Annotated in this window: 19 protein-coding genes; 11 read left to right on the top strand and 8 right to left on the bottom strand. The window is 70.9% G+C overall.

What is annotated here, in order from left to right; all coding sequences use genetic code 11:
• Positions 1 to 175: 175 nt before the first annotated feature.
• Complete coding sequence (locus ABD714_RS15710) at positions 176 to 1,825, bottom strand: DHA2 family efflux MFS transporter permease subunit (RefSeq protein ID WP_344813334.1); 1,650 nt, start codon at positions 1,823 to 1,825, stop codon at positions 176 to 178.
• Positions 1,822 to 2,265 (bottom strand): MarR family winged helix-turn-helix transcriptional regulator, encoded by a 444-nt coding sequence (locus ABD714_RS15705; protein WP_344813333.1) that lies wholly within the window; start codon positions 2,263 to 2,265, stop codon positions 1,822 to 1,824. The genes ABD714_RS15710 and ABD714_RS15705 overlap by 4 nt, the downstream gene beginning before the upstream one ends.
• Before the next feature lie 515 nt (positions 2,266 to 2,780).
• Here ABD714_RS15705 and ABD714_RS15700 point away from each other — a divergent pair.
• Both ABD714_RS15700 and ABD714_RS15695 read left to right on the top strand, forming a co-directional pair.
• Entirely contained in the window at positions 2,781 to 3,788 is a 1,008-nt protein-coding gene (locus ABD714_RS15700; protein ID WP_344813332.1) for a hypothetical protein, read from the top strand.
• Positions 3,789 to 3,802: 14 nt separating this feature from the next.
• Positions 3,803 to 4,225 (top strand): DUF2089 domain-containing protein, encoded by a 423-nt coding sequence (locus ABD714_RS15695; RefSeq protein ID WP_344813331.1) that lies wholly within the window; start codon positions 3,803 to 3,805, stop codon positions 4,223 to 4,225.
• A gap of 94 nt (positions 4,226 to 4,319) precedes the next feature.
• Here the strand turns inward: ABD714_RS15695 and greA are convergent, their stop codons facing one another.
• Positions 4,320 to 4,832, bottom strand: a complete 513-nt coding sequence (gene greA / locus ABD714_RS15690; RefSeq protein ID WP_344813330.1) for a transcription elongation factor GreA — start codon at positions 4,830 to 4,832, stop codon at positions 4,320 to 4,322.
• A gap of 48 nt (positions 4,833 to 4,880) precedes the next feature.
• Entirely contained in the window at positions 4,881 to 5,312 is a 432-nt protein-coding gene (locus ABD714_RS15685; protein WP_344813329.1) for a DUF4307 domain-containing protein, read from the bottom strand.
• 153 nt (positions 5,313 to 5,465) lie between these two features.
• On the opposite strand from ABD714_RS15685, the gene mca reads away from it, so the two are divergent.
• The 5 genes from mca (at position 5,466) to araA (ending at position 10,058) form a co-directional block, all read left to right on the top strand.
• A complete protein-coding gene (gene mca, locus ABD714_RS15680; protein ID WP_344813328.1) occupies positions 5,466 to 6,407 on the top strand; it encodes a mycothiol conjugate amidase Mca in 942 nt (313 codons plus the stop codon).
• Complete coding sequence (locus tag ABD714_RS15675; RefSeq protein ID WP_344813327.1) at positions 6,404 to 6,757, top strand: hypothetical protein; 354 nt, start codon at positions 6,404 to 6,406, stop codon at positions 6,755 to 6,757. The genes mca and ABD714_RS15675 overlap by 4 nt, the downstream gene beginning before the upstream one ends.
• A 31-nt stretch (positions 6,758 to 6,788) precedes the next feature.
• The gene (locus ABD714_RS15670; RefSeq protein WP_344813592.1) at positions 6,789 to 7,778 is read left to right on the top strand and encodes a LacI family DNA-binding transcriptional regulator; all 990 of its coding nucleotides are present in this window, start codon (positions 6,789 to 6,791) and stop codon (positions 7,776 to 7,778) included.
• A 115-nt stretch (positions 7,779 to 7,893) separates the two neighbouring features.
• Entirely contained in the window at positions 7,894 to 8,586 is a 693-nt protein-coding gene (locus ABD714_RS15665) for an L-ribulose-5-phosphate 4-epimerase (RefSeq protein ID WP_344813326.1), read from the top strand.
• On the top strand, positions 8,583 to 10,058 hold the full coding sequence (araA, locus tag ABD714_RS15660) for an L-arabinose isomerase (protein ID WP_344813325.1): 1,476 nt from the start codon (positions 8,583 to 8,585) through the stop codon (positions 10,056 to 10,058). Before ABD714_RS15665 ends, araA begins: the two co-directional genes overlap by 4 nt.
• Positions 10,059 to 10,061: 3 nt before the next feature.
• On the opposite strand, the gene ABD714_RS15655 is transcribed toward araA, so the two are convergent.
• On the bottom strand, positions 10,062 to 10,475 hold the full coding sequence (locus ABD714_RS15655; protein WP_344813324.1) for an MmcQ/YjbR family DNA-binding protein: 414 nt from the start codon (positions 10,473 to 10,475) through the stop codon (positions 10,062 to 10,064).
• A gap of 66 nt (positions 10,476 to 10,541) precedes the next feature.
• On the opposite strand from ABD714_RS15655, the gene ABD714_RS15650 reads away from it, so the two are divergent.
• A complete protein-coding gene (locus ABD714_RS15650; RefSeq protein ID WP_344813323.1) occupies positions 10,542 to 12,536 on the top strand; it encodes a thioredoxin domain-containing protein in 1,995 nt (664 codons plus the stop codon).
• Between the two features lie 97 nt (positions 12,537 to 12,633).
• On the opposite strand, the gene trhA is transcribed toward ABD714_RS15650, so the two are convergent.
• A complete protein-coding gene (trhA, locus tag ABD714_RS15645; protein ID WP_344813322.1) occupies positions 12,634 to 13,350 on the bottom strand; it encodes a PAQR family membrane homeostasis protein TrhA in 717 nt (238 codons plus the stop codon).
• Between the two features lie 196 nt (positions 13,351 to 13,546).
• On the opposite strand from trhA, the gene ABD714_RS15640 reads away from it, so the two are divergent.
• The 3 genes from ABD714_RS15640 (at position 13,547) to ABD714_RS15630 (ending at position 16,936) form a co-directional block, all read left to right on the top strand.
• Entirely contained in the window at positions 13,547 to 14,371 is an 825-nt protein-coding gene (locus tag ABD714_RS15640; RefSeq protein WP_344813321.1) for an isoprenyl transferase, read from the top strand.
• 299 nt (positions 14,372 to 14,670) lie between these two features.
• Positions 14,671 to 15,993: an RNA 5'-3' helicase PhoH2 gene (gene phoH2 / locus ABD714_RS15635; protein ID WP_344813320.1), complete on the top strand. Its 1,323-nt coding sequence runs from the start codon at positions 14,671 to 14,673 to the stop codon at positions 15,991 to 15,993.
• 253 nt (positions 15,994 to 16,246) lie between these two features.
• Positions 16,247 to 16,936, top strand: coding sequence for an aggregation-promoting factor C-terminal-like domain-containing protein (locus ABD714_RS15630; protein ID WP_344813319.1), 690 nt, complete (start codon positions 16,247 to 16,249; stop codon positions 16,934 to 16,936).
• A gap of 332 nt (positions 16,937 to 17,268) precedes the next feature.
• Here the strand turns inward: ABD714_RS15630 and ABD714_RS15625 are convergent, their stop codons facing one another.
• The gene (locus ABD714_RS15625; RefSeq protein WP_344813318.1) at positions 17,269 to 17,778 is read right to left on the bottom strand and encodes a hypothetical protein; all 510 of its coding nucleotides are present in this window, start codon (positions 17,776 to 17,778) and stop codon (positions 17,269 to 17,271) included.
• A gap of 5 nt (positions 17,779 to 17,783) precedes the next feature.
• On the bottom strand, positions 17,784 to 19,184 hold the full coding sequence (locus ABD714_RS15620) for a class II fumarate hydratase (protein ID WP_344813317.1): 1,401 nt from the start codon (positions 19,182 to 19,184) through the stop codon (positions 17,784 to 17,786).
• Between the last annotated feature and the right edge of the window lie 76 nt (positions 19,185 to 19,260).

The following is a 19,260-nucleotide window of genomic DNA, read 5'->3' as shown; positions in this document are numbered from 1 at the left end:
TCGTACGGCTACGGGACCGACGACTCCGGCGGGTTCGTGCAGAAAGACACTCCCAATGTGCCACGAGCGAGGAGCGGATCCGGGATCAGGCTCCTCGCTCCATGGTCACAACTGGGCGACGACGCCACCAGATCTCCCGCGTGTCGTCCTCACCCCGTCGGTGCCTGACCGTGACCTAGGCCGCCTCCACCGGAGCCGAGGGCTCCCGGCCCTGGAGCGGACGCTCCCGCATGGTCAGGGCGATCACGAAGGCCACGGCCATGAACGGCACGGCCACCAGGAAGACGTCGTCCATCGCCTGGGTGAAGGCGGTCAGGACCCAGGTCTTGACCGGCTCCGGCAGGCCGTGGATGGCGGTGATGTCGTTCATCGACGAGGCGGCTCCACCGAGCTGGCTCTGCGCCGAGGCCGGCACGACCTCGGCGAGGTGGTGGGCCAGCCGGGTGTTGAGGATGGCCCCGAACAGCGCCGTACCGACCGCCCCGCCCATGCTGCGGAAGAACGCGACCGACGCGGTGGCAGCACCGAGGTGCTTGCGCGCCACGCTGTTCTGCACCGCGGTCACCACGACCTGCATGGTGAAGCCGAGGCCCGAGCCGAAGAGCAGCATCAGCAGGGCCAGGTGCCAGTACGGGGTGTCCACCGCGAGCCCGGACAGCAGGAAGAGCGCGGTGCCCACCAGCAGCGAGCCGGTGATCGGCATCCACTTGTAGCGACCGGTCCGGCTCATCAGCTGGCCGCTGCTGATCGAGGTGGCGAACATGCCGACCACCATCGGCAGCATGGCCAGACCCGACTGGGTGGCGGTGAAGCCCTTGACCGCCTGCAGGTAGATCGGCAGGTAGATGAGACCACCGAACATGCCGACGCCCATGATCATCGCGAAGCTGATGTTGGAGACGAAGGTCCAGTGCGTGAACAGCTCCGGGGGCAGGATCGGCTCCTTCACCCGCTGCTCGACGTACGCGAAGGCCAGGGCCAGCCCGACGAACGCGACCAGCAGACCGATGCCGATCGGGGAGGTCCAGCCCTGGTCGGGGCCGGCCCAGCTGAGGTAGAGCACGAGGCTGGTGACCGAGCCGACGATGGTGGCCGCGCCGAGGTAGTCGACGGAGGCGTCCCGCTTGACGTACGGCAGCTTGAGCGCGATCGAGGTGACGACCAGGGCGGCGATGCCGATCGGGAGGTTGATCAGGAAGATCCACTGCCAGCCGAGGTGATCGGTGAACAGGCCGCCGAGCAGCGGTCCGGCGACCGAGGAGATGCCGAAGACGGCACCGAAGAAGCCCTGGTACTTGCCGCGCTCCCGCGGCGGGATGATGTCACCGATCACCGCGAGGGCGAGCGACATGAGACCGCCACCGCCCAGGCCCTGGATGGCCCGGCCGAGGATCATCACCTCGATGTTGGGCGACATCGCACAGATGACGGAGCCGACCAGGAACACCACGATCGCGGCCTGGAAGACCGGGCGGCGACCGCGCAGGTCGGAGATCTTGCCCCACAGGGGCGTCGCGGCCGTCGAGGTCAGCAGGTAGGCGGTGACGACCCAGGACAGCTTGTCCAGACCACCCAGCTCCGAGGTGATCCGGGGGAGGGCGACACCGACGATGCTCTGGTCGAGGGCGGCCAGGAACATGCCGGCCATCAGACCGCCCATCACCACCAGGATCTGCTTGTGGCTCAGGTAGCCGTCACCGCTCGGCGTGGGGGTGCCCCCGGCGTCGGGCACGGGCGCGCCCTGCCCGGCGGGGGTCGGGAGGGTGGGGCCGGGTGGCGCGTCCTCGATCAGGGCGCGGCGAGGCGCTGGTGGCATGGTGGTCATGAGGGGTCCTTCAGGTTCTCGGAGTTGATGCCGGAGACGAACTTGGCGAGCAGCCGCTCGAACTCGGTGATGTCGGTGGTCTCCCACCCGGACAGGGTGGACTCGAGCAGGGCGCGTCGCCGCTGGAAGGCGTCGTCGAGCAGCTGCTGGCCGTCATCGCTGATGCCGACCAGCTGAGCCCGGCCATCGGCCGGGTCGGGCGTCCGGACGACGAGTCCCGTCCGCTCCAGCTGGGCCACGTGACGGGAGACGGTGGAGACGTCCAGGTTCACGGCGGTCGCGAGCTCGCTGATCCGCAGCGGACCCGTGTGGGCGATCGTCTTGATCAACCAGAAGGTGCCCGGATCGACGTGGTCGTCCGCCTGGCGCTGCCGCATCAGACGGCCCACGGTCATCAGCGCCGACAACATGGCGTCGGCCGCCGGCTGAGCTGTTTGCATACTGCAACGATACGCTTAGTTGCATGCTGCATCCAAGTGGTTGCCGGGTGACCTGAGGCACAGGCCGTCGTACCGGCGTGCGAGCGGCTCAGCCGGGGTTGAACATTCCGTCAGTCGACGAGTTCCGGTGGCCCTGTTGGGGTTGGGGGCCGGAAGATTCCGTCAGTCGACGGCATGTTCGAGCCGCTGGCGGGCCGGGTGCGCGGAAGTCGTCGAGTGACGGAATGTTCGAGCCGGGGGCCGGTCGGGCGCGCGGAAGCCGTCGAGTGACGGAATGTTCGAGTCGGTGGCGGGCCGGGTGCGCGGAAGCCGTCGAGTGACGGAATGTTCCAGCCGGAGGCGGGCCCGGCGCGCGGAAGCCGTCGAGCGACGGAATGTTCGAGTGGCCGCGGGCGCCGTGGGTCGGCGAAGCGGGCGATCAGTGGGCCCGCGGGATGCGCGGGTCAGCCCTGACTAACCCCTGAAGTCGAAAGCGAGACCTTCCATTAGTGAAAGGTCGGGTTTACGTTCGTTCCATGACCACCGATCCGCGGATGACCGCCATCTTGGAAGACCTCGCCGCCGGCCGCATGGACGCTGCAGAAGCCGCACGCCGCATCGACGCCCTCAAGGCCGAGCAGCACCACCACGAGCCCGCTACGCCGGACGCCCCGCCCGAGCCGAGCAACGAGGACCTCGCGGCCCAGGCCGCCGCCGCCGGGACCGCCGCCGGGGTCGGGACCGACGACACCGTCGTCGACCCGTGGGCCGCGAGCACCGACCGTCCGCAGCGGGCCACCCACACCACCGAGAGCTTCGCCCCGGCCGAGCACGTCACGCCCGAGCACGCTTCGTCGGACACCTCCCGGACCAAGCCGGTCAACACCAACGGGGTCGACAAGATCACCGTACGGGCGATCGGCCGCCGGGTCCGGATCGTGGGGGAGTCCTCGGTCGCCACCCTGGCCGCCGACGGTCCGCACGTGCTGCGCCGCAACGGCTCGGTGCTGGAGGTCTCCAGCGACGGTGAGCTGGGGGCGTCGCTGGACGGCTTCAGCATCCTCAAGGCGCCCCGCAACCTGGATGAGTTCCGCTCGCTGGGTCTGGGCAAGGAGCTGTTCCTGCGGGTCAACCCCGCCATCGAGGTCGACGTCGAAGTCACCGGAGGCAGCCTCACCACCGAGCGCGTCCCGCACCTGGGCAAGGTCCGGCTGACGGCCGGGTCCGCGAAGCTGCTGGACGTCGAGGAGATCAAGGACGCTCTGATCCAGGCCGGTCAGGCCACCGTGAAGGGCACCATCACCCGCGGCCGGTCGCGGATCCGGGCCGAGTCGGGCAGCCTGTCGATCCAGCTGGGTGACGCGTCCAACGTCACCGTGCGCGGGGAGTCGCAGCTGGGCAAGGTGAGCTGGTCCGGCGGTCACAGCGGTGCCGGCGACGAGGTCGTGATGGGCAACGGCAGCGCCCGCCTCGACGTCGAGGTCGTGATGGGTCACGCGTCGGTGAAGGTCGGCAGCGACCAGCCGGCCGAGGACCTGCGCTGAGCGGGGGGAGGACGATGACCACCGCCGATCGTCCCCGGTCGTCCCGCCGCCCCGCCGAGCGGGACCGCCACGAGCACCGGGCGCCGAGTGACTGCCCCGTCTGCGGCCACCACCTGGCCGTGACCCGCCTGGGGTGCGCCTCCTGCGGGAGCGAGCTCGCGGGAGTGTTCAGCACCTGCGAGTTCTGCGCCCTCAGCGACGCCGACAACGACCTGCTCCGGGTGTTCCTGTCCTCCCGGGGCAACCTGCGCGAGGTCGAGCGGCACCTCGGTGTCTCCTACCCGACGGCCCGGCTGCGCTTCGACCGCCTGCTGGAGAAGCTCGGACTGGCCGACGAGCCCGAGGACGTGCCGTTGAACCGGGAGCAGATCCTCTCCGAGGTGGCGTCCGGGGCGCTGCCGCCCGAGGAGGCCGCCCGGCTGCTCGCCGCCCTGTGAGCGGGTGAAGTCGGCCCGCACCAGGACCCGGCCCGAACAGCGACGAACCCGGCTCGATCACCGAGCCGGGTTCGTCTGCGTACGGGGGGAGGGGTCAGCTCTTGAACGGTTCGACGGCGACGATCGTGACCTCGATGGCCTTGCCGTTGGGGGCGTCGTAGCTGGCGGAGTCACCCTTCCGCTTACCCAGGATCGCCGCACCGAGCGGCGACTGCGGGCTGTAGACGTTGGTGGAGTCGACCGCCTCGTCCAGGCCGAGCAGCTCGCGCGAGCCCAGCACGAAGGTGTCGGTGTCGGACTCGTCGCCGAAGAAGGCGACGGTGACCTGGACGCCCGGGGCGACGGTGTCGACGTCGGTCGGGGACTCGCCGACCTCGGCCCGTCGGAGCATGTCCGCGAGCTGGCGGATCCGGGCCTCCTGCTTGCCCTGTTCCTCGCGGGCGGCGTGGTAGCCACCGTTCTCGCGGAGGTCACCCTCCTCGCGGGCGGCGGCGATCCGCGCGGTCACCTCGGCACGCCCAGGGCCCGACAGCTGGTCCAGCTCGGACTGCAGCTTGTCGTACGCCTCCTGGGTGAGCCAGATGACCTCTTGAACGTGTTCAGGCATCGGACAAGCCTAGCAAGACCCCGCCCGGCCGACGAGGGCTCAGGGCCGTCAGGCCGGTGAGCACTCCCGGATGACGGCGGTGGTGGCCCGGCGCAGCGTGGTGATGGAGACGTCGACGTTGACCACCCGGTCGGTCGTGGCCTCGACCGGCAGGTTGAGCTCACCGACGGGCTGGAAGTCCTCCGCCTGAGCCGAGACCCGGCACACGACCGGTACGGAGGGGTCTGTGCGGTCGATGGTGACGGTCGCGTCGATCCGGCGGTCGGACACCACCGTGTACGCCGCCACGTTCGCCGACACCACCGGTCGGGCGTGGATCAGGCCGGTCCAGATCAACCAGGTCAGCGAGGCGGCCGCCACCACCGCGACGATCGCGATGAGGGCCGGACGGGGCAACCGCGGTGCCGGGTAGCGACGGGCCAGGCGCTCCCGGTCGGCGATGCTGAGCTCCGGTCGCGTGGAGTCGCCCCGGGGTCGCATGGTGACCATTGTGGCCGAGGCGCCTCCGAACACCGATTCGTCGTGGCGGCGCAGTGCCCCCACCGCCCTCGCGCCCTCCCCGGACGCCCGTCCGTCTCGCCGGACCGGGCGGTGGTCGGCGGAACGGTCGGGTCAGTGGCAACATGGGCGCCCATGGAACGACCCCCGCTGCGGTTGGACGCCGCCGGCGAGCGCCTGCGACTGCTGCACGTCCACGCCCATCCCGATGACGAGTCGAGCAAGGGGGCGGCGAGCACGGCCAGGTACGTGGCCGAAGGGGTCGAGGTGATGGTGGCCACCTGCACCGGTGGCGAACGCGGCTCGATCCTCAACCCGGCCATGGACCGCCCCGACATCCTGGCCAACATCGGTGAGATCCGGCGGGCCGAGATGGACCGGGCCCGCAGCATCCTCGGCATCGAGCAGGTCTGGCTCGGCTTCGTCGACTCGGGACTGCCCGAGGGCGACCCGCTGCCGCCGCTGCCGGAGGGCTGCTTCGCCCTGGTCGACCTCGACGTCGCGGTGGGGCGGCTGGTGGAGGTGATCCGCCGCTTCCGCCCGCAGGTGATGACCACGTACGACGAGAACGGCGGCTATCCCCACCCCGACCACATCCGCTGCCACGAGATCAGCGTGGCGGCCTTCGACGCGGCCGCCGACCCCGAGCGCTATCCCGAGGCGGGGGAGCCGTGGCAGGTCGCCAAGCTCTACTACCACCTGTCGTTCCACTGGCACCGGTTCGCGGCGCTCAACCACGCGATGATCGAGGCCGGTCTGGAGTCGCCGTACGCGGAACGGCTGGCGACCTGGGAGCGCAAGCCCGAGGACGAGCAACGGCTCACCACCCGGGTCGAGTCCGCCGACTACTTCGCCGTCCGCGACCAGGCGCTGCTGGCCCACGCCACCCAGATCGATCCGGAGGGCCCGTGGTTCTCGGTGCCGCTGGAGATCCACCGACACGCCTGGCCGACCGAGGACTACCAGCTCGTCCGCAGCGTCGTGGACAGCCCCCTGCCCGAGGACGACCTGTTCGCCGGGGTGGCGGTCTCCGCGGACGGCAGGGTGCCGTCGGCCGCGAGTAGGGTGCCCACATGATGTTGCTGGAGGTCGATCCCAACCTGGTGCGGCCGGGGTGGACCCCGCTGGTGGTCATCGTGCTGCTCGGCGTGGTGCTGTTCTTCCTCGGGCGCAGCATGATCAAGCAGTTCGGTCGGATCGACGTGCCCGACGCAGCCGACGTCGACCCGGACCCGACCGGTCCGGCGACCGGGACCGGGGTGCCGACCGCGGTCGACCCGGATCCCTCCACCCCCGCTCGCGACTCCGACGGGGCGGCCCCGCGTGAGGCCGGTCCGCCCGCCGCGAGCGCCCCCGGCCCGAGGATCCCCGACCTGCGGTCGCGGACCCACGAGGGCGGGCGCACGGCTCCGCCGGATCAGCGCTGAGTCGCCGGTGAGCGCGGCGCGACCGCCCGGGATGCACGACGTCGCCAGAGTGGCCGGGGTGTCCCACCAGACGGTGTCGCGGGTGCTGAACGACCATCCGAGCGTGCGTCCGGAGACCCGGGAGCGGGTCCAGTCCGCGATCAGCCAGCTGGGATACCGGCGCAACCCGTTCGCCCGGGCCCTGGTCACCCGCCGGACCCACACCATCGGGGTGCTCGCTCCGGCCTCCAACCTGTTCGGGCCGTCCTCCCTGGTCATCGCCGTCGAGCAGGCCGCTCGCAGCCGCGGGTGGTACGTGTCCCTGGCCAGCCTGTCCGACTTCGACCCGGGCTCGGTGGCGGCAGCGATCGACCACTTCCTCGGTCAGCAGGTCGACGGGTTGGTGGTGGTCGCGCCCGTGCCGAGCGCGGTCGAGGCGTGCTCGGACGCCGCCCTGGGGGTGCCGACGGTCATGGTGGCGACGGACGCCACGCCGGCCGACGGCTTCGACGTGGTGGCCATCGACCAGGAGCAGGGGGCCCGGGCAGCCGTCCGGCACCTGCTCGACCTCGGCCACGACAGCATCGCCCACCTGGCCGGCCCCATCGACTGGCTGGACGCGGCGGCGCGGTTGCGGGGCTGGCGGCTCGAGCTGTCCGAGTCCGGTCTCGCGGTCCCCGACGTGCTGGCCGGCGACTGGTCGGCGGCCAGCGGCTACCGGGTCGGCCAGGAGCTGGTCGCAGGCGGTGACCTGCCGACAGCGGTCTTCGCGGCCAACGACCTGATGGCCATCGGACTCATCCGGGCGCTCACCGAGGCCGGGGTGTCGGTGCCCGACCAGGTGTCGGTGGTCGGCTTCGACGACATCGACGCGGCCGGCTTCACCCTGCCGCCGCTGACCACCGTCCGGCAGGACCTGGTCACGCTGGGCCGGCTCGGGGTGGACCGGCTGCTGGCCCGGATCGACGGCGCCGACCCGGCCGACCCCGTACGCCAGCCGCCCGAGCTCGTGATCCGGGCGAGCACCGCACCCCCTCGCTGATCCCGGGCCGTCCGAGGGTCGGCGTGTAGCCAGCCGTGACGCCGACTCGACGGCCTGTTACCGTTAACACGCCGTCGGAGGTCCCGCTCCGAGCCGTCCGGATCGGAGGAACACGATGAGTCTGACCGCCGAGGTCGACGCCACCATCCGGCGTCTGCGCGTGGAGGTCGCCGCCCTGCACGCCGAGCTGCCCCGCAACGAGCTGGTCGTCTGGACCGCCGGCAACGTGTCCGCCCGGGTCCCCGGCCGCGACCTGCTGGTGATCAAGCCGTCCGGGGTGAGCTACGACGATCTGACCCCCGAGTCGATGGTGGTCACCGACCTGCAGGCCAACCTGGTGGAGGGTGACCGGGCGCCGTCGTCGGACACCGCCGCGCACGCGTACGTCTACGCCCAGCTGCCCGAGGTCGGCGGGGTGGTGCACACGCACTCCACGTACGCGACCGCCTGGGCCGCGCGCGGCGAGGAGGTGCCCTGCGTACTCACGATGATGGCCGACGAGTTCGGCGGGCCGATCCCGATCGGGCCGTTCGCGCTGATCGGAGACGACTCCATCGGCCGCGGCATCGTGGAGACCCTGCGCAGCAGCCGGTCCAAGGCCGTGCTGATGCGCAACCACGGCCCGTTCACGGTGGGCGCCGACGCCAAGGCCGCCGTCAAGGCCGCGGTGATGGTCGAGGAGGTGGCCCGCACGGTCCACATCTCCCGCCAGCTGGGCGAGCCGATCCCCATCCCGCAGGCCGACATCGACCGCCTGTACGACCGCTACCAGAACGTCTACGGACAGTCCCGAGGAGAGAAGCGATGAGTGGTTCACCGGTGTGCTGGTTCCTGACCGGCAGCCAGGGTCTCTACGGCCCCGAGACGCTGGACCAGGTGGCCGACCAGTCCCGGACCGTGGTCGAGGGCCTGAACGCCGCCCTCGACACGACAGTGGTCTGGAAGCCGGTGCTGACCGACTCCGACGCCATCTACCGGCTGATCCTCGAGGCGAATGCCGATCCCGACTGCATCGGCGTGATCGCCTGGATGCACACGTTCTCGCCGGCCAAGATGTGGATCCGCGGTCTGGACGCCCTGCAGACCCCGTTGCTCCACCTGCACACGCAGGCGAACGTCGAGCTCCCCTGGGAGTCGATCGACATGGACTTCATGAACCTCAACCAGGCCGCCCACGGCGACCGGGAGTTCGGCTACATCCAGACCCGGCTCGGGGTGGCCCGCAAGACCGTGGTGGGGCACGTGTCCGATCCGGCGGTCATCGGCCGGGTGGCCGCCTGGCAGCGCGCCGCCCTGGGCTGGTCGGCGATCCGCAACCTCAAGCTCGCCCGCTTCGGCGACAACATGCGCAACGTCGCGGTCACCGAGGGGGACAAGGTCGAGGCCGAGCTGAGGTTCGGGGTGTCGGTGAACACGTACGGCGTGAACGACCTGGTGGCGGTCGTCGACCAGGTCGACGACGGCGCGGTCGACCAGCTGATCACCGAGTACGGCGATCTCTACGACCTCGACCCCGTGCTCGCCCCGGGCGGCGACCGGCACGAGTCGCTCCGCTACGGCGCCCGGATCGAGGCGGGGATGCGCGCGTTCCTGACCGAGGGCGGGTTCGGCGCCTTCACCACCAACTTCGAGGACCTGGGCGGTCTCAGGCAGCTGCCGGGACTCGCGGTGCAGCGGCTGATGGCCGACGGGTACGGGTTCGGTGGCGAGGGGGACTGGAAGACCTCGGTCATGCTGCACACCCTCAAGGCGATGGCGCCCGGTGGGCCGACGTCGTTCATGGAGGACTACACCTACGACCTGACCGGGACCCCGCGGATCCTCGGTTCGCACATGCTCGAGGTCTGCCCGACCATCGCGGCCGGGCGACCCCGGATCGAGATCCACCCGCTGGGCATCGGCGACCGCGAGGACCCCGTCCGGATGGTGTTCGACTCGGTCACCGGTCCAGCGGTGGTGCTCGGGATCTGCGACGTCGGCGACCGCTTCCGGTTGGTGGCCAACGCGGTCACCGTGGTCGACCACCCGGAGCTGCCGCAGCTGCCGGTCGCCCGCGCGGTCTGGGAACCGCAGCCCTCGCTGGCCACCTCCGCGGAGTGCTGGTTGGAGGCCGGTGGCCCGCACCACACCGTCTTGTCGGCGGCCATCGGGGTGGAGGAGCTGACCGACTTCGCCGCCATGGTCGGCACCGAGCTGGCTCTGATCGACGCGGACACCACCCACCGCGCCTTCCGCAACGAGCTGCGCTGGAACGCCGTGGCGTACAGGCTGGGCCTGTAGGACTCACAGTCCGCGGGCGGCCAACCACTGCCGACCGCGGTGGGTCGACGCCTGAGCGAGCCAGGCGTCCTGGATGACCTCGGCGAGCTCGGCGTACGTCAGCTCGCCGAGCCGGCTGGCCCGGACCAGCACCGACGGGTGGCCGTCGAAGTGCGGGGTGCTGAAGAACGGGCTGGTCAGGTCCTCCACCAGGGCGAGCTTGTCGGCCTCCGAGCCGACCCAGATCATGATCACGTCGTCGTACCGTTCGCCGGTGTCGGGATCGACGGCGTCCGGTCGTGGCGTGCGGAAGAAGACGAAGGACTTGCCCCCCACCTGGTAGACCGGATTGCCCTTCGGGCCGTGGATCTCGGAGACGAAGGGCATGGCCGCAGCCACGGCATGAACGTCGGCCAGGGCCGCCTTGCGCCTCCTCATCGGGCCAGGCTAGGCCGTCGGCGAGCGTCCCGGCCCGTCGGTCACGGGCCGTCGTAGGTTGGCGGCATGCCCAACCGCCTGGCCGATGCGACCAGTCCCTACCTGCGTCAGCACGCCGACAACCCGGTGGACTGGTGGCCGTGGGGCGACGAGGCGTTCGCGGAGGCGCAGCGCCGTGACGTGCCGGTGTTCTTGTCGGTGGGGTACGCGGCCTGCCACTGGTGCCACGTGATGGCGCACGAGTCGTTCGAGGACGCCACGACCGCCGAGGTCCTCAACGGTGGGTTCGTGGCGATCAAGGTCGACCGCGAGGAGCGTCCGGACGTCGACGCGGTCTTCATGGCCGCGACCCAGGCGCTGACCGGGCACGGCGGTTGGCCGATGAGCGTCTTCCTCACCCCCGACCGCCGACCGTTCTACGCCGGCACCTACTTCCCGCCCCGGGCTGCGCACGGGCTGCCCGCCTTCACCGACGTCGTGGACGCGATCGCGGCCGCCTGGCGAGATCGGCGCGACGAGGTGCTGACCAGCGCCGATGACATCAGCGGCCAGCTGGCCGCGCGCCACGCCCCGAGGCTGCCCGGTGAGGTGTCGGTTGCCGAGCTGGACCTGGCCCGGGCCGAGCTCCGGCGGGAGTTCGACGAGGTGCGCGGGGGCTTCGGCGGGGCACCCAAGTTCCCGCCCTCGATGGTCCTGGAGGGCCTGCTCCGGCTGGGCGACGACGACTCGCTGAGCATGGTCGACGCCACCTGTCGGGCGATGGCCCGAGGAGGCCTCTACGACCAGCTGGCCGGCGGATTCGCCCGCTACAGCGTGGACGCCGGCTGGGTGGTGCCGCACTTCGAGAAGATGCTGTACGACAACGCCTTGCTGCTCGGTGTCTACACGCACTGGTGGCGGGTGAGCGGGGATCCGCTCGGCGAGCGGGTGGTCGCCGAGACCGTCGACTGGCTGACCACCGAGCTGCGGACCCCGGAGGGCGGCTTCGCGGCCAGCCTGGACGCGGACAGTCTCGATGATCATGGTCACTCGGCCGAAGGTGCCTTCTACGCCTGGGATCCCGCCCAGCTGGTCGAGGTGCTCGGAGCCGAGGACGGCGCCTGGGCCGGCGAGGTGTTCGCCGTCACCGGGACGGGCACGTTCGAGCACGGCCGGTCCACGCTGCAGCTGGTCGGTGACCCCGAGCCGGAGCGGCTGGCGCAGATTCGCTCGGCGTTGCGGGCGGCCCGCGAGGAGCGACACCGGCCCGGCCGGGACGACAAGGTGGTGGCCGCCTGGAACGGCTGGCTGATCCACTCCCTGGTGCAGGCGGCCGGCGTCTTCGGGCGCTCCGACTGGTTGGCCCTGGCCCGGGACGCTGCCACGTTGATCTGGGAACAGCACTGGGTCGAGGGTCGGCTGCGGCGGACCTCCCGGGACGGCGTGGTCGGTGACGCGCCCGGGGTGCTGGAGGACTACGCGGCGATGATCATGGCCGCGGTCGCTCTGGCGGGAGCCGAGGCGGACGGGGTCTGGTTGGAGCGGGCCGATCTGCTCGCCGCGGTGATCACCACCGAGTTCGCCGACGGCGACGGCTTCTTCGACACGGCCGCGGACGCGGAGAGCCTGTACCTGCGACCACAGGATCCCAGCGACAACGCAACCCCCTCGGGCTTGAGCACGACGGTGCACGCGCTGGCCCTGCTGGGGGAGGCGACGGGCCGGCCGGAGCTGCGCGCACGGGCCGCCCGGGCGGCCGCCACCGCCGGCGGTCTGGTGGACCGCGCTCCCCGGTTCGCCGGCTGGCTGCTGGCCGACGCGGCGAGCCGTCTGGTGCGGCCGCCGGTGGAGGTGGCCGTCGTCGGCGATGCCGTCGACGCCGCGACGACCGAGCTGGCCAGGGTCGCGTACCGCCGCGCCCCGGCCGGCTCGGTGATCATGGTCGGGTTGCCCGACACCCCGGGGCTGGCGCTGCTGGCGGATCGTCCGCTGCGCGACGGGAGACCGACCGCGTACGTCTGTCGGGGGTTCGTCTGTCGGCTCCCCGTCACCGAGCCGGCGGACCTGGCCGATCAGCTCTGAGGTGCGCCGTCCGGGAACGTGCGTTTCCACACCCGGTGCAGTTCGCACACCGTGCCCGATGGGCGAGGAGGTGGGAGAGGCGAACGCCGGTGCAGGATCAGCCGGCGAACATGGCCAGCGAGATGGCCACGAACTGGGCCGCGAAGGCCAGGATCGTGCAGGCGTGGAAGATCTCGTGGTAGCCGAACCAGCGCGGGGACGGGTCGGGGGACTTGCGGGCGTAGACGACGGCGCCACCGCTGTAGAGCAGCCCGCCGACCATGATCAACGTGAACACGGCGACCCCGCCGTTGGCCAGGATCTGCGGCAACCAGAACAGCGCTCCCCAGCCCATGGCCAGGTAGAGCGCGGTGTAGAGCCAGCGCGGGGCGCTCAGCCAGAAGAGCCGGAACAGCAGCCCGGCCAGGGCGGCCGACCAGATGATCGTGAGCAGGGTGGTCGCCGACCGTGAGCTCAGGGTCAGGACGGCGATCGGGGTGTAGCTCGCGGCGATGAACAGGTAGATGTTCGCGTGGTCCATCCGCCGGAGGACGGCATCGCCACGCGCACCCCAGGTGAAGCGGTGGTAGATCGCGCTGGTGCCGAACAGCAGGAGCGAGGCCGCCAGGTAGATCGCTGCGGCGATCCGCGCACCCTGGTCGGGGGCGAGCGCGACCAGCACGATGCCACCGGCGGTGGCCAACGGGGCCATCCCGGCGTGCAGCCAGCCGCGCAGCTTGGGCTTGACCTGGGCCACGACCTCACCCAGGGTGTCGGTGGCACGCTCACCGTCCTCGGTGGACGGACGCTGATCCGATGGGGCCACGGTGCTCATCAAACTCCTCTCTCCTGTCGGCGATCCGCGAGGGCCCGCTCGAGCGGGCCGCGCGAGGGAACTTTACTCGGCGTAAGTTACGGTGCCGTAGGTTCTAGCGTACGACCGGGCGGCCGAGAACTGAACGGCTGCCGGCTGTGAGGGTGCACACGGCGCTGCCCCCCGGCGTCGGACGGGGCGGCGTTACAGTGCCCCCATGCCCCGACTCCCTCGTGGCCGCCTCGAGCGGCTCAGAGAGGTCGCCGATCGGCTGCACCCCTCCGGGCTGCTCTACGCGACGTACGAGCACCGGCTGATCGCTGAGCTGGACCCGGAGCGGCGGCCGCAGCACGTGGCGGTCCTGGCCGACGGCAACCGGCGGTGGGCCCGAGCCAACGCTCCCGGTCAGCCGTTGGTGGCCGGCTACCAGGCGGGCGCGGACAAGCTCAAGGAGTTCGTCGAGTGGTGCGACGAGCTGGACATCCCCGTGGTCACCTTGTGGGTGCTGTCCACCGACAACTTCCAGCGCAGCGGGGCCGAGGAGATCGGGCCGCTGCTGGACGTGATCGAGGCCATGGTCACCGAGCTGGCCGCCGCGCAGCGCTGGCGGATCCACCCGGTCGGCGCCCTCGACCTGCTGCCGCCGGACACCGCTGCCGCGATGAAGGCGGCCGACGTCCAGACCGCCGGCATCGACGGGACGGTGGTCAACATCGCCGTCTCGTACGGCGGCCGGCATGAGCTCCGGGACGCGGTCCGGTCGCTGTTGGCCGAGCACGCCCACAACGGCACCTCGATCGAGGAGCTGGCCCAGACCCTGGACATCGACGAGATCGCCGAGCACCTCTACACCCGCGGCCAACCCGACCCCGACCTGATCATCAGGACCTCGGGGGAGCAGCGGCTGTCCGGCTTCTTGATGTGGCAGTCGGCGCACAGCGAGTTCTACTTCTGCGAGGCGCTGTGGCCGGACTTCCGCAAGGTCGACTTCATCCGGGCGCTGCGCGCGTACGCGGACCGGGAGCGCCGGTTCGGCGGCTGACCCGACGAGGTCCGTTCGCGGGAAATGTTGACACCAGAAGTCGATCTCATGACATCCGGCGTGTGTCGTCGGCGACGAGCCCGATCGGACGTACGTTGCGAGTGCGGGGCGTGGGGAAGCGGCCCGCACGGGAGGCGCTCCATGATCCTTCGCCAGACGAGGGGGATCCTTCGCTCCGCGAGGGAGATCCGTCACCTGACGCAGACCTGCAGACCGGTTCCGGTCTGCGCATCCCGGCCAACCACCTAGGTGTGAGGCCGGGCGCGTAGGGCGTCGCGGCCTCCAGAAGGGGACATCGCATGTCTTCTGCACACATGGCTTCGACCTCGGGCCGCCGCACCTACGTCATCGACACCTCGGTCCTGCTCAGCGATCCCCATGCGCTGCGCCGGTTCGCGGAGCACGACATCGTGCTCCCGATCGTGGTGATCACCGAGCTCGAGGGGAAACGCCACCACGCCGAGCTCGGCTACTTCGCCCGGGTCGCGCTGCGCCACCTGGACGACCTGCGGATCGAGTACGGGCGGCTGGACGCCCCCGTCCCGGTCAACGACGTCGGCGGCACGCTGCACGTCGAGCTGAACCACACCGACCCGGCGCTGCTCCCACCGGGTTTCCGGCTGGGCGACAACGACTCGCGGATCCTGGCCGTCGCGCTCAACTTCCGCGCCGAGGGCCACGACGTCACGCTGGTCTCCAAGGACCTGCCGATGCGGGTCAAGGCGTCCGCGGTGGGGCTGACCGCCGAGGAGTACCGGGCCGAGCTCGCCGTCGAGTCCGGCTGGACCGGGATGACCGAGCTCGAGGTGGGCTCGGAGCAGGTCGACGCCCTGTACGAGCACGGTTTCCTGGATCTGGAGGCGGCACGGGACCTGCCCTGTCACACCGGGGTGGTGCTGATCGGCGGCCAGGCGTCGGCGCTGGCCCGGGTGACCCCGGCCAAGGACCTCAAGCTGGTGAAGTCGGACCGGGACGCGTTCGGGCTGCACGGGCGGTCGGCCGAGCAGCGGGTGGCGCTGGAGCTGCTGCTGGATCCCTCGGTCGGCATCGTGTCGCTCGGCGGTCGGGCCGGCACCGGCAAGTCCGCCCTGGCGCTGTGCGCCGGACTGGAGGCGGTGCTCGAGCGTCGGCAGCACGCCAAGGTGGTGGTCTTCCGGCCGCTCTACGCGGTCGGCGGCCAGGAGCTCGGCTACCTGCCCGGCACCGAGGGGGAGAAGATGGCGCCCTGGGCCCAGGCCGTCTTCGACACGCTCGGCGCGGTGACCTCCAAGCCGGTGATCGAGGAGGTGCTGGAGCGGGGGCTGCTGGAGGTGATGCCGCTGACCCACATCCGCGGTCGGTCGCTGCACGACGCGTTCGTGATCGTCGACGAGGCGCAGTCGCTGGAGCGCAACGTGCTGCTCACCGTGCTGAGCCGGATCGGGCAGGACTCGCGGGTCGTGCTGACCCACGACGTGGCGCAGCGCGACAACCTGCGGGTGGGTCGGCACGACGGCGTGGTGGCGGTGGTGGAGAAGCTGAAGGGGCACCCGTTGTTCGCCCACGTGACCCTGCACCGCTCCGAGCGCTCCCCGATCGCGGCGCTGGTGACCGAGATGCTGGAGGAAGTGCCCCTGTTCTGAGGCACCCGCCCGCAACCGCCCTTGACCCGCTCTCGCTCGGGACAGCGCCTCTCGCTCGGGTTGCCACCCGAGCGAGAGGCAGCAACCCGAGCAAGGGCGGGGCCCGGGTCCGTGTGGTCTTGCTCACGAAAGGTCACGAAAGCGCCATACCAGCGCCCTCACTGGTGTGAGGTTGATTTCGTTTCGATAACGACCGCGTGGCAGAGTCGCGCTCGTGCGCCGAATCGTTCGTCATGCCATTGCCGGAGTCGCTGTGTCCGCCGTCGCCGCCGGGGTGGCGGTCACCGGACTGACCGGTGGTGCCGTCTTCGGGGCGAGCGCCCCGGTCACCGCCGCTCCCAGCACCGCGGTGAGCGTCGACACCTCCGTACGGGACCAGCGGGTGACCCGCGGCGACCTGCGGCCCCAGATGGCCACCACCGAGCAGCGCCGGCAGGCGGCCCAGCGGGTCGCGGAGCTGGGCGAGGAGGGTGCGTCGATCGAGGTCCGCGAGGCCAAGCTGGAGGCCAAGAAGAAGGCGGCGGCGAAGAAGAAGGCGCTGGCCAAGAAGAAGGCCGCGGCCGAGAAGAAGCGCAAGGAAGCCGCGGCGAAGAAGGCGGAGCTCGCGCGGATCAAGGAGCTCGGCTACGAGCCCGGCACCAGCAACCCCCGCGACATCGCCAAGCAGATCCTGAAGAACAAGTACGGCTACGGCAACGACCAGTACCAGTGCTTCAACAACATCATCATCCGCGAGAGCAACTGGGACATCGACGCCACCAACGCCTCCTCGGGTGCGTACGGCATCCCGCAGTCGCTGCCCGGCAACAAGATGGCCAGCGTCGGCGACGACTGGCGGACCAACCCGGCGACGCAGATCACCTGGGGCATCGAGTACATGAAGGACCGGTACGGCTCCCCCTGCAGCGCGTGGGGCTTCAAGAGCTCCCACGGTTGGTACTGAGCCACATCACGGGTCCCTGACCTGCAAGTAGGGTCAGCGGGCTCTCGGCGAGGGCCGACGCCCGGACAACCATCCGCCCTCGCAGGCTCGGGCTCCCGCCAGGCCCATCCACGTCCGGGCATCGTCCCTCGCCGAGATCCCGCCTCGGCGCCTGCTCGGACGACGCGTCGGTGGCTCGGTGCCGACCGGGGGAGCTGCTGGGCTGGGTGACTCGGAGTGGTGCACCACCTTCTCGCGCCTGCACCCTCCCCACGACCGCGCACCGTCTGGCCGCTGGGGCACCGTCCATGGCGGGTGCGCGTACGGCGGGCGGGTGCAGCTGGGTCGTGGTGTCAGCGGGGAAGGCCGAGGGCCTCGCGCAGGTGGCTGTCCGCCCCGTCGAGCTCGAGGGAGGCGGCGGTCCGGTCCACCGACCGCTGGGACGGCCAGACGTGCACGACGAGCAGGTTGAGCGTCACCGCTGCGCCGAACAGCACCAGGTAGAAGCCGCCGTACGTGACGAAGGACAGCGCCAGGGCGATCAGCATCGGCAGCTCGGCGACACTCATCCGGCGGAACAGCGCCGCCTGGTACGACAGCCGCGACCGGGCCATGGTGTCCGCCGACGACAGGCCGCGGGGGAGCACCACCGTGCGGTAGCCGAAGGTGCGCAGGACGACCTCCCCGACCAGGCCGAGGACGACGACCGCGATCACGAAGGGCCACGGGGTGGGGTCGGTCAAGGTGTGCCCGAGCACGAACCACATCGCGACGACGATGACCACGGGAGCAGCGAGCAGGGCCCCGACCATCACCCGCAGCTGGCGGAGGTGGTTCGCGCCCGGACCGGGCGGAGTCGACATCGTGCTCAGGCCGTCGGCGCCTTGGTCATGGCCAACACGTCCAGCGCCGCGTCGAGCTGCTCCTCGGTGAGCTTGCCCTCGGCCACGAAGCCGGAGTCGATCACGACCTGGCGGATGGTCTTGTCCTCCTTGAGCGCCCTCTTGGCCACCGCCGCGGCGTTCTCGTAGCCGAGGTACTTGTTCAGCGGCGTCACGATGGACGGCGAGGACTCAGCCAGCTGGCGGCAGTGGTCCACGTTGGCCACGATGCCGTCCACGCAGCGGTCGGCCAGCAGCCGGGACACGTTGGCGATCAGCCGGATCGACTCCAGCAGGTTGCGCGCGATCACCGGCAGCATCACGTTCAGCTCGAAGTTGCCGGCGGCGCCGGCGAAGGCCACCGCCGCATCGTTGCCGATCACCTGCGCGGCCACCATGTGGGTGGCCTCGCAGAGCACCGGGTTCACCTTGCCGGGCATGATCGAGGAGCCGGGCTGCAGATCGGGCAGGGCTATCTCGCCGAGCCCGGCCCGTGGGCCGGAACCCATCCAGCGCAGGTCGTTGGCGATCTTGTTGAGGCTGACCGCGATGGTGCGCAGGGCCCCGGACGCCTCCACCAGACCGTCGCGGGCGCCTTGGGCCTCGAAGTGGTTGCGGGCCTCGGTCAGCGGCAGCCCGGTCTGCTCGGCGATCAGACCGATGACGGCGGCGGCGAACCCGGGCGGGGTGTTGATGCCGGTGCCGACGGCGGTGCCACCCAGCGGGAGCTCGGCCACCCGCGGGAGGGCGGCCTGGACGCGTTCGATGCCGTAGCGGACCTGGGCGGCGTAGCCGCCGAACTCCTGACCGAGGGTGACCGGGGTGGCGTCCATCAGGTGGGTCCGGCCGCTCTTGACCACCTCGGCGAACTCGGCGGCCTTGGCCTCCAGCGACATGGCGAGGTGGTCGAGCGCGGGGATCAGGGCGTTGGTCAGGCTGTCGGTGGCAGCGATGTGGATCGCGCTCGGGAACACGTCGTTGCTGGACTGCGAGGCGTTGACGTGGTCGTTCGGATGCACGTCGGCACCGGCGATGGCCGTGGCCAGGGAGGAAATGACCTCGTTGGTGTTCATGTTCGACGACGTCCCCGAGCCGGTCTGGAACACGTCGATGGGGAACTCCCCGTCGTGTTCGTTACCGGCCACGGACGTGGCGGCAGCCGCGATGGCGCCGGCGGTGGCCGTCGGGAGCACCCCGAGATCGGCGTTGACGGTGGCGGCGGCCCCCTTGATCAGCCCGAGAGCCCGGATCAGGGACGGGTCGATCGGCACGCCGGAGATCGGGAAGTTCTCCACCGCCCGCTGCGTCTGCGCCTTGTAGAGGGCGGCGGCGGGCACCCGCACCTCGCCCATGGTGTCGTGCTCGATCCGGAAGTCGTCGTCGGCCATGGCGGTCATTGTGGCGCACCCGGACGACTCGTCCACACTCCGAACCCGTGTGACGTCCCAGGTCACAGGTGACGGA

Source organism: Microlunatus aurantiacus, from assembly GCF_039536605.1.
GTDB lineage: Bacteria > Actinomycetota > Actinomycetes > Propionibacteriales > Propionibacteriaceae > Microlunatus > Microlunatus aurantiacus.
This window is presented reverse-complemented; position numbering and strand designations above follow the sequence as displayed.